General features: G+C 66.8%; 13 protein-coding genes. 10 read left to right on the forward strand and 3 right to left on the reverse strand.

Annotated features, from left to right (window positions below; all coding sequences use genetic code 11):
• Positions 1 to 73: 73 nt before the first annotated feature.
• From B215_RS0112025 to B215_RS20040, 9 genes are all read left to right on the forward strand, one after another.
• On the forward strand, positions 74 to 526 hold the full coding sequence (locus B215_RS0112025; RefSeq protein WP_019369898.1) for a YbgC/FadM family acyl-CoA thioesterase: 453 nt from the start codon (positions 74 to 76) through the stop codon (positions 524 to 526).
• Positions 527 to 532: 6 nt separating this feature from the next.
• Complete coding sequence (gene tolQ / locus B215_RS0112030) at positions 533 to 1,219, forward strand: protein TolQ (protein WP_019369899.1); 687 nt, start codon at positions 533 to 535, stop codon at positions 1,217 to 1,219.
• Positions 1,220 to 1,223: 4 nt separating this feature from the next.
• Positions 1,224 to 1,664: a protein TolR gene (tolR, locus tag B215_RS0112035; protein WP_019369900.1), complete on the forward strand. Its 441-nt coding sequence runs from the start codon at positions 1,224 to 1,226 to the stop codon at positions 1,662 to 1,664.
• A gap of 1 nt (position 1,665) precedes the next feature.
• Positions 1,666 to 2,571: a cell envelope biogenesis protein TolA gene (locus tag B215_RS0112040; RefSeq protein WP_236704413.1), complete on the forward strand. Its 906-nt coding sequence runs from the start codon at positions 1,666 to 1,668 to the stop codon at positions 2,569 to 2,571.
• Between the two features lie 10 nt (positions 2,572 to 2,581).
• Positions 2,582 to 3,976 (forward strand): Tol-Pal system beta propeller repeat protein TolB, encoded by a 1,395-nt coding sequence (tolB, locus tag B215_RS0112045; protein ID WP_019369902.1) that lies wholly within the window; start codon positions 2,582 to 2,584, stop codon positions 3,974 to 3,976.
• Between the two features lie 67 nt (positions 3,977 to 4,043).
• Complete coding sequence (pal, locus tag B215_RS0112050; RefSeq protein WP_019369903.1) at positions 4,044 to 4,556, forward strand: peptidoglycan-associated lipoprotein Pal; 513 nt, start codon at positions 4,044 to 4,046, stop codon at positions 4,554 to 4,556.
• A gap of 131 nt (positions 4,557 to 4,687) precedes the next feature.
• A complete protein-coding gene (locus B215_RS0112055; protein WP_019369904.1) occupies positions 4,688 to 5,593 on the forward strand; it encodes an SPFH domain-containing protein in 906 nt (301 codons plus the stop codon).
• Positions 5,594 to 5,602: 9 nt separating this feature from the next.
• A complete protein-coding gene (locus B215_RS0112060) occupies positions 5,603 to 5,818 on the forward strand; it encodes a hypothetical protein (protein WP_019369905.1) in 216 nt (71 codons plus the stop codon).
• A complete protein-coding gene (locus tag B215_RS20040) occupies positions 5,815 to 6,057 on the forward strand; it encodes a hypothetical protein (RefSeq protein ID WP_019369906.1) in 243 nt (80 codons plus the stop codon). Before B215_RS0112060 ends, B215_RS20040 begins: the two co-directional genes overlap by 4 nt.
• 9 nt (positions 6,058 to 6,066) lie before the next feature.
• Here the strand turns inward: B215_RS20040 and B215_RS0112070 are convergent, their stop codons facing one another.
• The 3 genes from B215_RS0112070 to B215_RS0112080 are packed head-to-tail and all read right to left on the reverse strand — an operon-like array spanning position 6,067 to position 8,583.
• Positions 6,067 to 6,912, reverse strand: coding sequence for a S1/P1 nuclease (locus tag B215_RS0112070; protein WP_019369907.1), 846 nt, complete (start codon positions 6,910 to 6,912; stop codon positions 6,067 to 6,069).
• Positions 6,913 to 6,963: 51 nt separating this feature from the next.
• Complete coding sequence (locus tag B215_RS0112075; protein WP_026009197.1) at positions 6,964 to 7,908, reverse strand: isoaspartyl peptidase/L-asparaginase family protein; 945 nt, start codon at positions 7,906 to 7,908, stop codon at positions 6,964 to 6,966.
• A gap of 33 nt (positions 7,909 to 7,941) precedes the next feature.
• Positions 7,942 to 8,583, reverse strand: coding sequence for a PEP-CTERM sorting domain-containing protein (locus B215_RS0112080; protein ID WP_019369909.1), 642 nt, complete (start codon positions 8,581 to 8,583; stop codon positions 7,942 to 7,944).
• Positions 8,584 to 8,716: 133 nt separating this feature from the next.
• Here B215_RS0112080 and ispG point away from each other — a divergent pair, with 133 nt between their 5' ends.
• Entirely contained in the window at positions 8,717 to 9,841 is a 1,125-nt protein-coding gene (gene ispG, locus B215_RS0112085) for a flavodoxin-dependent (E)-4-hydroxy-3-methylbut-2-enyl-diphosphate synthase (RefSeq protein ID WP_019369910.1), read from the forward strand.
• The last annotated feature ends 22 nt before the right edge of the window (positions 9,842 to 9,863 follow it).

Here is a 9,863-nt window from a genome sequence, read left to right on the forward strand (position 1 = left end):
CGCGTTTTCACCTACCAAAGGTTAACCCCTTTGGGGTTCCGCTACGACACCGCCTCCGCTAGGAGGCCAATCCATGACCAGCAGCGTCCAAGCCCCTGTCGGCCGCCTCGACGGCTGCGAGCATCGCTTTGCGCTACAGGTCTATTTCGAAGACACCGATCTTACCGGCGTGGTCTATCACGCCAATTATCTGCGCTATATGGAGCGCGCGCGATCGGACATGCTGGAATGCGCTGGCATCGATCAGCGTGCGGTGTTCGAAGCGGGCGGGGGCGCCTATGCCGTCGCCGGTCTCGATATCCGCTATCGTGCGCCCGCGAAACTCGGCGATCGGCTGGTCGTTGTCAGCCGGGTAACCCGCCTGCGCGCCGCCGCCGTCGATATTCAGCAACGAGTCATGCGGAACGAAACTATACTCGCGGAAGCGTCCGTGGCGGTGGCATTCGTCGCCCCCGGCGGTCGTCCGCGGCGGCAGCCCGCCGAATGGCTGGCTGCGTTCGAACCGCTCGTGTGGAAGGAGAAGTAAGCGTCCATGCCGCCTGTCACAACCGGTGCCGTCCTGTCGCCGATCCACCTGTTTCTGGAAGCCGATATCGTCGTCAAGCTGGTGATGGTCGGCCTGCTGCTGGCCAGCCTGTGGACCTGGGCGATCATCATCGGCTTCGCGCTCAAGGCCGGCGGCGTTCGCAAGGAAATGCAGCGCTTCGAGACCGAGTATCGCGAGGCGGATGATTTCGACGAGTTCCATCGCCGTGCCGCCGGCCGCGATCAGCCGATCGCGCGCGTGTTCGCCGCCGGCGTCAGCGAATGGCGCCGCTCGACCGCGGGCAAGACGATCGACCGCGAAGGCACGCGCGAGCGCCTCGCCACTGCGATGGGTGCCACGGTCGCGATGGAGATCGATCGGCTGGCGGATCGGCTGAACTTCCTCGCCACGGTCGGTTCGGTCGCTCCCTTTGTCGGCCTGTTCGGCACCGTCTGGGGTATCATGCGCGCCTTTACAGGCATCGCCGCGGCGCAGAGCTCGTCGCTCGCCGTCGTCGCGCCCGGCATCGCGGAAGCGCTGTTCGCCACGGCGATCGGCCTGTTCGCTGCCATTCCGGCGGTGATCGCATACAATCGCTACAGCCATGTGGTGAACCGCATCGAGGCGCGGCTCAACCGCTTTGCCGACGGCTTCCACGCGACGCTCAGCCGCCGCCTGGAGATGGAGGGCTGAGCCTATGGGCATGCACCTTCCCTCCAATAAGGGCCGCGGGCGCCGCGCGCCGATGGCGGACATCAACGTAACGCCGCTCGTCGACGTGATGCTGGTGCTGCTGATCATCTTCATGGTCACCGCGCCGCTGCTCACCGCCGGCGTCCAGGTGAACCTCCCGGAAAGCCGCGCCAAGGCGCTCGACCAGGAACAGAAGCCGGTCCAGATCTCGATCGACGACAAGGGCCAGGTATTTCTCGATACCGATGCGGTGAGCGATGCCGAACTCCCCGCCAGGCTCGCGGCGATCGCGGCGAAGAAGGGGCCGGACGGCAAGCCGGCGGCCATCTATCTGCGCGGCGACACCGCGCTCGGCTATGGCAAGGTGATGCGGGTGATGGGCGAGCTCAACCAGGCCGGCCTCAACCGCGTGTCGCTGCTCACCGATCCGAGCGATCCGCGCTGACGTGAGCGAGGCCATGGACCGTAGCGAGCGGACCGGGCTCGGCCTTTCCATCGTGGCCCATGCCGCGGTGTTCGCCGCCTTGACGCTCAGCTTTCTGAAGCCGCCGCCGCAGGAACCGCCCAAGACGATTCCGATCGAGATTTCGCTGGCCGATACGGTGGGGCTGGAAAGCACCGCGCCAGTGGTGAGTCAGGAGGAATTGGCGGCAAAGAAGTCGCCCGTGGAAGCGCCGGTCGAGCCGGAAAGCGCGCCCGCGCCGGCGCCTGATCCGCAGCCCTTGCCCAAGCCGCAGCCGGCGCCGCCCAAGCCTGCGCCCGAACCCCAGCCGCAGCCCAAGCCTGCCCCCGCCAAGCCGCAGCCCAAGCCGGCGGAAAAGCCGCAGCCGCAAAAGCCGAGCAAGCCCTCGCCGGCCGCCAAGCCGCAGCCGCAAAAGCCCAGCACCGCGCCCGCGCAGAGCGCTGCGACCGGCAACGCGCGTCGTCCGGTCAAGCCGACCGGCAATCTCGACGGGCTCGATTTCGGCCGATCGAACAACAAGACCAACAGCAAGGCGACGAACAATCCGGCCAGCAAGGCCTCGGCCCAGGATGTGGCGAGCTTTCGCGGCGTGATCGCCCGGCAGATCCAGCCCTGCGCCAACCGTCAGGTCACGCCCGGGCCGGGTGCCGAGCGCATTCGCGTGCTGCTGCGCGTGAACTTCAATCCCGATGGCTCGCTGGCCGGCGATCCGGACATTACCGGCGTGCAGGGGAACGATGCGACCAATGGTCGGTATGTGGAGCGGGTGAAGGATCTGGCGATCGCCACCTTCAAGGGCTGCACGCCGATTCGTGGGCTGCCCGCCAATCTCTATGCCGTGCCGAGCGGCTGGAAGACCCTGGCGTTCAGCTACAAGCTGCCTGGATGAGGATGAACCGATGAAATTCCCGACACTGGCCCTCGCGACGCTGTGCCTGGCGGGCACGGCCCATGCGCAGACCGATCCCGCGCCGCCGATCGCCAACAGCCCGCAGGCGGCCGCTCAGGATGCCGCTGCCCAGGCGCAGCAGGCCCAGCCGGTGATTGATATCGTCGGCGGCATTTCCGCGCCGATGCCGATCGCCATTCCGGCGATGCCCACCTCCGCCGTAGTCGATACGCCGGCCGGCTCCACCGACGTGCTCGGGCAGAAGCTGGCAGAGGTCATCACCAACGATCTGCGCGGATCGGGCCTGTTCACGCCGGTTCCGCCGGCGCAGCTGCGTACGGTGAGCTTCCCGGAAGTCACCGCCCCCGCCTATGATTACTGGGGCGGAACCGGTGCCCAGTCGCTGGTGCAGGGCTATGTCCGCGCCAATTCGAACGGCACGCTGACGGTCGGCTGCTATCTCTACGACGTGCTCGCCAAGGTGGAGCTGGTGCGTCAGGGCTTCGTTGTATCGCCGGCCGATTGGCGCCGCGCCGGCCACAAATGCGCCGATTCGATCTACTCGCGCCTTACCGGCGAGGGTCCCTATTTCGACACCCAGGTCGTCTATATCGCCGAATCCGGCCCCAAGAATCGCCGCCGCAAGCAGCTGGCAATCATGGACCAGGATGGCGCCAATCACCGCTTCCTCACCAACGGCCAGTCGATCACGCTCACGCCTCGCCTGTCGCCCAAGCTCAATGCGATCCTGTACATGAGCTTCGAGCGCGATCGGCCCTCGATCCATGTCTATGATCTCAATTCGCGCCAGGATCGTACGCTCGTCTCCAATGTCGCGCTCAACTTCGCGCCGCACTGGTCGCCGGACGCGCGCTGGGTGCTTTTCTCGATGGCGATCGGCGGCAATACCGACATCTATCGCGTTCCGGCCAGCGGCGGCACGCCGGAGCGGCTGACCACCTCGCCGGGCATCGATACCGGCGGCAGCTACTCGCCCGACGGCTCGAAGATAGTGTTCGAAAGCGATCGCGGTGGCACCCAGCAGCTCTATGTGATGAACGCAAACGGCTCCAACCAGCACCGCATCAGCTTCGGCGGCGGCCGCTATGCGGCACCGGCATGGAGCCCGCGCGGCGATCAGATCGCCTTCACGCGCATGGGCGGCGGCGCGTTCCGCATCGGCGTGATGACCCCCTCGGGCGGGGGCGAGCAGTTGCTCACCAACAGCTGGGGCGATGAAGGTCCGAGCTGGGCCCCCAACGGCCGCGTCATCATCTTCTTCCGGTCCGCCCAGGGATCGGGTCGTCCAGACTTGTGGACGGTGGACCTTACCGGCCGCGCGACACGAAAAGTGCCGACTCCGCTCGACGGCTCGGATCCGAACTGGGGTGCCGTGCGTCCGTGACATTCAGTAGAAACTTTTGCGTAACGAAAGCGCGTCATGCGCGAACACCAGTGACAAGGAGGATATTATGACCAAGCTCGTCCCCAGCCTGATGCTCGGCGTGGCGCTCGTCGCCACCGCAGCCTGCTCGAAGAAGCCGCCGAAGGAACTCCCGCCCGCGCCGACCGAGACGCCGGTCGCCAGCCAGCCCTATGGCAACGGCGAAACCACGCAGACCTCCTCGATGTCGGAGCAGTTCCGCCGCGAAGTCACCAGCGACACGATCCACTTCGGTCTCGATCAGTCGGATATCGATCAGGAATCGCGCGCGGTGCTGGACAGCCAGGCCAAGTGGCTGGTGGCGCACCCGAACGTGCGCATCACGCTGGAAGGCCATTGCGACGAGCGCGGCACGCGCGAATATAACCTCGCACTGGGCGATCGCCGGGCCAATGCGGCGAAGAACTATCTCGCGGCGCAGGGCGTCTCGGCCGATCGCATCACCACGATCAGCTACGGCAAGGAACGCCCGGTCGCGATGGGCTCGGACGAAGCGAGCTGGGCGCAGAACCGCCGCGCGGTAACGCTCGTCCTCAACTAAGCGCAGTCGGCTCAACGCTGGAAATCAGGCCGCCGGGGCAGGGCTCCGGCGGCCTTTTTCGTGCCCGCCGATTCCGCTTGCCCGTCGCCTTACCTTGATATAAATATGATATCATAATTCAGGAGGGAAAAATGACGGACCTACGCAGTGCCGCACCTGCCTTGCAGCAGAGCCGGGAAACGGGGGCGCACACGGCCAGCGGCTATGGCATGCTGCTGGTCGAGGCGATTGTGCTGGCCGCGGGCGGGCTGGCCTTCACGCAGATCGATCGTGTGCCGAACTGGATGATCCTCGTGTGGCTCGCGCTCGCCGCGCTGGTGTTCCTGTTCGTGCTCTGCGGCTTCTACCTGCTCCAGCCCAACCAGGCGGCGGCGATCCTGCTGTTCGGCGATTATCGCGGCACCGATCGCACCACCGGCCTGCGCTGGTCCTGGCCGTGGCTGATCAAGAAGACGGTGTCGGTGCGCGCGAACAACATCATCTCGGACAAGATCAAGGTGAACGATCTGCGCGGTAACCCGATCGAGATGGCGGCGCAGGTGGTGTGGCGCGTCACCGATACGGCGCAGGCGCTGTTCGACGTCGATGACTACAAGGCCTTTGTGAACGTCCAGATCGAAGCGGCGGTGCGCACCATCGGCTCGCGCTATCCCTATGACGATTTCGAGCATCAGGAAGTCACGCTGCGCGGCAATCACGATCAAGTCGGCGGCGAATTGCGCACCGAACTGATCGCGCGGCTGGCGGTGGCGGGCATCACCGTCGACGAATGCGGCTTCACCCATCTGGCCTATGCGCAGGAAATCGCCGGCGCGATGCTGCGGCGTCAGCAGGCACAGGCGGTGGTCGCCGCCCGCAAGGCGCTGGTCGAAGGCGCGGTCGGCATGGTCGAAATGGCGCTGGAGCAGCTTTCCGCCAAGAACGTGGTCGACCTCGACGACGAACGCCGCGCCGCCATGGTGTCGAACCTGATGGTCGTGCTGTGCGGCGAGCGGGATACCCAGCCCGTAGTCAATGCAGGTTCCCTCTATCAGTAAGGCGTCGTCGTGAGCGGACCCCCGCAGAAAAAGGCCTTTCCCCTCCGCCTCGATCCCGCACTATACGCGGCGATCGAGCGGAGTGCGGCGAGCGACCTGCGCAGCGTGAACGCGCAGGTCGAATGCCTGCTGCGCGAGGCGCTGGCACGGCGCGGGGTGAAGCTTGCCGATCCGGTGCGGCCCAAGCGCGGCCGCCCGGCAAAGGCGCAAGGAGATGGGGAATGACCGAAGATCAGCTGCGTACCAACTACTGGTTCCGGCCCAGGCTGTTGGGAATCGTCTCCGTGCCGGTGACGTGGCAGGGATGGACGGCGGTGCTGGTCTATCTCGTGCTCGCCGCCTGGATTGTGCTGCGCGCGGTGCAGGGCAGCGCGGCGCAGGTTTGGCTGCTGGCACCACTCACCATCTTCGCCTGGCTGTTCTGCTTCTGGCACACCGATGGCGGGTGGCGCTGCCGCGAATGAGTGTCGCGTTCAGCCGAGCGCTTCGTCCAGCAGCCGGGCCAGGCGCAGGCCGCCACGCACCACCTGCTGGCGCGCCACCGGCACCAGCTTCTCGATCGCTGCCTCGCTGAGCTGCGCCGGCCGCGCCGCGGCGGTGCACATGTCGGCACCGGCGGCGGCGGGATAGGCGTAGTCGCGCGCGACTTCCCAATTCTCGCGGCTCCAGTCTTCCACATTGCCGGTCCACAGCGCAGCGCGCTCGGCGGCGCTGTACTGCCGCACCGGCGAAGGCGGGGTGGAGATCGCCCGCTCGGCCAGATAGCCATCCCACACTGCGTGCAGGTTCAGCCGCTTGCTGGTGAACAGGCCATAATTGGTCTTCACCTGGTTGCCGCCCAGATCGTGATGGTCGCCCGCGTGCAGCGGCTGGTGGAGATCGCCGACGAAGTGGACCAGGAAGGCCAGCGCCTGCACCCGCTCGCGCAGCGGCACGCTGCGATCCTTCAGCAGCTTCACGTCGCGCTCGATCTGCGCCGACACGCAATTGCCGTCGCGGCACGGCGGCTTCAGGTCGAACGGCGCGCACACGTCGATATTCTGGTAGTGCCAGGAATAGGCATAGCTGAAGCGCGGCCCCAGCGTCTTGATGCAATCCGCCCACACGCTCGCTTCTTCGATCGTCCGTGCCGGGCAGGTCGGCGTCTCGAGCAGCCCTTGCCGTGCAAGCAGCGCATCGATCCGCGCGCGCACCTGTGGCGTCACGTTGCGATAGGCGATCGCCGCCACCGTCTGGTGGCCATATTCCCAATAGGCGGCGGCGGGGGTGGCGGCGCCCAGGCCGATCAGCGTGGCGAGCAGAAGCAGGATGCGACTCATGCCGCCCGCCCTAGGCGCGCGGCGCGCCGGCATCAATCGGTCAGCGGTACGTCAGCGGTCCGTATCGCCGAAGATCGCGACCAGTTTCTCGCCGCCGTCCGCGACGCGGCCGCGGTACATGCCCGGCGTGGTGAAGCACCAGTCCAGCTCGCCGCCGGGGGCAGCCAGGATCACGCCGCCCACGCCGCCCATCGCCTTCACATCGGCCATCACCACCTCGGCGGCCTGCCGCGCGGTTTCGCCGCGAAAGCGCATCCGTGCGCAAATCTCGTGCCCCACGCCTTCGCGGATGAAGAACTCGCCCGATCCTGTCGCCGAAACCGCGCAGGCGCGATCATCGGCATAGGTGCCCGCGCCGATCAGCGGCGAATCGCCCACCCGGCCCCAGCGCTTGCCGGTTAGGCCGCCGGTGGAGGTCGCCGCAGCGACATGGCCGTGCATGTCCATCGCCACCGCGCCTACCGTGCCGTACTTCATGTCGACGTCGAAGCCGCCGCGCGCCGTGTCGGCCTTCATCCAATCGAGCTGCTGCCGCCGCTCGGCCGTACCGAACCAGCTATTGTCGACCTGTTCCAGCGCCTGTTCGCGGGCGAACTGGTCGGCGCCGGCGCCGGCCAGCAGTACGTGCGGGCTGCCTTCCATCACCGCGCGGGCCAGCGCCACCGGGTGGCGGGTGGTCGTCGATCCGGCGACCGCCCCCGCCGCACGATCGAAACCGTCCATGATCGCCGCATCCAGCGTATGGCCGCCTTCCCAGGTGAACACCGATCCGTGCCCGGCGTTGAAGTGCGGATCGTCTTCCAGCACCTGCACCGCCGCCTGCACCGCATCGACCGCGGATCCGCCGGCTGCCAGCACGGCGGCACCTGCATCCAGCGCGGCATGCAGCCCGGCCTCGGCGCCGGTCACCTGCTCCGGGGGCAGCGTGTCGCGCATCATGCTGCCCGCGCCGCCGTGAATGGCAAGAGTCCATCGGGGGGTGGCGGGGGTCGACATGGAAAGGCTCCGGCTAGGGTGGTGCCGCTCCCCCTAGCAGATCGCGGCGGCCCTGCCAGTGTCGCGCCGGGTCCGCAGCCGCAGTGCGGCGCCGGCCAGCCCCATGCCCCCGATCAGCAGCGCCCATTGGCCCGGCTCCGGGGCCGCTGAAAGCGTGCCGCTGGTGAAGGCGAAGTTGATCGTGCCGCTCAGGTCGCCGCCGTTGGTGCCGCCGTAATTGGTGAAGAAGTCATAGCGCCCGGTGCCGATGAGCGGCGTCAGCGAGTCGTTGAGCGCCGCCATGTTGAACACCAGCCGGAACGAAGCGGTGCTGTTGATGCCGTACAGATTCGGGCTGGCGTATAGCGAGCCCTGGCCGGCGGTCACGCCGAAGCTGGCGGTATCGAAAAAGTCGAGGTCGGAGTCGCTCGCCTGTCCGGAAAAGGCGAAGCTGGGCAGCGTCGCGCTGTACATCACATCGGTAAAGCCGTTGCTCAGATCGATGCGGAACGTGCCCGAGATGTCTTGTCCGTTGAAATCATAGATAATGTAGGGGTCGCTGACCGGCATGTCGAAGATCTCGGAAGTCGTCACCGTGCCGCTGAACGTGCCGGTATAGACTTGTGCCTGGGCAACGGTCGCCCCGGCCAGGCAAGCTGCTAGCGCAACGCTGCGTATCGCGAACCCAATCGTCATCGGTCATCCCCTCTTTGTTATGACCGATAGTTAACAGAATTTAACCATCGCCGGAACGGTGGAATCCCGGATAGCGACGTCCCGCGCGCGTCTGCCCTAGGCGGCGGGGGACTCACGGGCTATATGGCGGGCCATGTCCGTACGACCCTGGCGCGATATCGTCCGGCGGCCCAGCCGTCAGATCATGGTGGGCAACGTGCCCGTTGGCGGCGATGCGCCGGTGACGGTGCAGACGATGACCAACACCGCGACGTCCGACGTGAAGGCGACGATCGACCAGATCCGCCGCTGCGAGGAAGCCGGCGCGGACATCATCCGCGTTTCCTGCCCCGACGTCGAGAGCACAGCCGCGCTCAAGCAGATTGTCCGCGCCGCGCGCGTGCCGATCGTCGCCGACATCCATTTCCATTATAAGCGTGCGCTCGAGGCCGCCGATGCCGGCGCTGCCTGCCTCCGCATCAACCCCGGCAATATCGGCTCTGCCGACCGCGTGAACGAAGTCGTCAACGCCGCCAAGGCCAACGGTGCCGCGATCCGCATCGGCGTCAACGCCGGCAGCCTCGAGAAGGACCTGCTCGAGAAATATGGCGAGCCCTGCCCCGAAGCGCTGGTCGAATCCGCGCTCGACCATATCAAGCTGCTCCAGGATCGCGACTTTCACGAATTCAAGGTGGCGGTGAAGGCGAGCGACGTGTTCCTCGCCGTCGCCGCCTATCAGCAGCTGGCCGATGCGGTCGATTGCCCGCTGCACCTCGGCATCACCGAGGCGGGCGGCTTTGTCGGCGGTACGGTCAAGTCGGCGATCGGCATCGGCTCGCTGCTCTGGTTCGGCATCGGCGACACGATCCGCGTCAGCCTCTCGGCCGAGCCCGAGGAGGAAATCCGCGTCGGGTTCGAGATCCTAAAGTCGCTGGGCATCCGCAACCGGGGCGTCCGCGTCGTCTCCTGCCCCAGCTGCGCGCGCCAGGGCTTCGACGTGATCCGCACCGTCCAGGCGCTGGAGGAACGGCTCCAGCACATCCGAACGCCGCTGTCGCTCTCGGTGCTCGGCTGCGTCGTCAACGGCCCCGGCGAGGCGCGCGAGACCGATATCGGCCTCACTGGCGGCGGCAATGGCAAGCACATGGTCTATCTGTCGGGCCTGACCGATCACACGGTCGAGGATGCCGACATGCTCGATCACATCGTCAAGCTGGTCGAAGCCAAGGCCGCCGAAATCGAAGCCGCGAGCGCAGCCCCGGCGGAAGCGGCGGAATAGCCTCCACCCAGGCGGGGGGGGG

It is taken from the genome of Sphingomonas sp. ATCC 31555 (assembly GCF_000282895.1).
In the GTDB taxonomy this organism is placed as follows: domain Bacteria; phylum Pseudomonadota; class Alphaproteobacteria; order Sphingomonadales; family Sphingomonadaceae; genus Sphingomonas.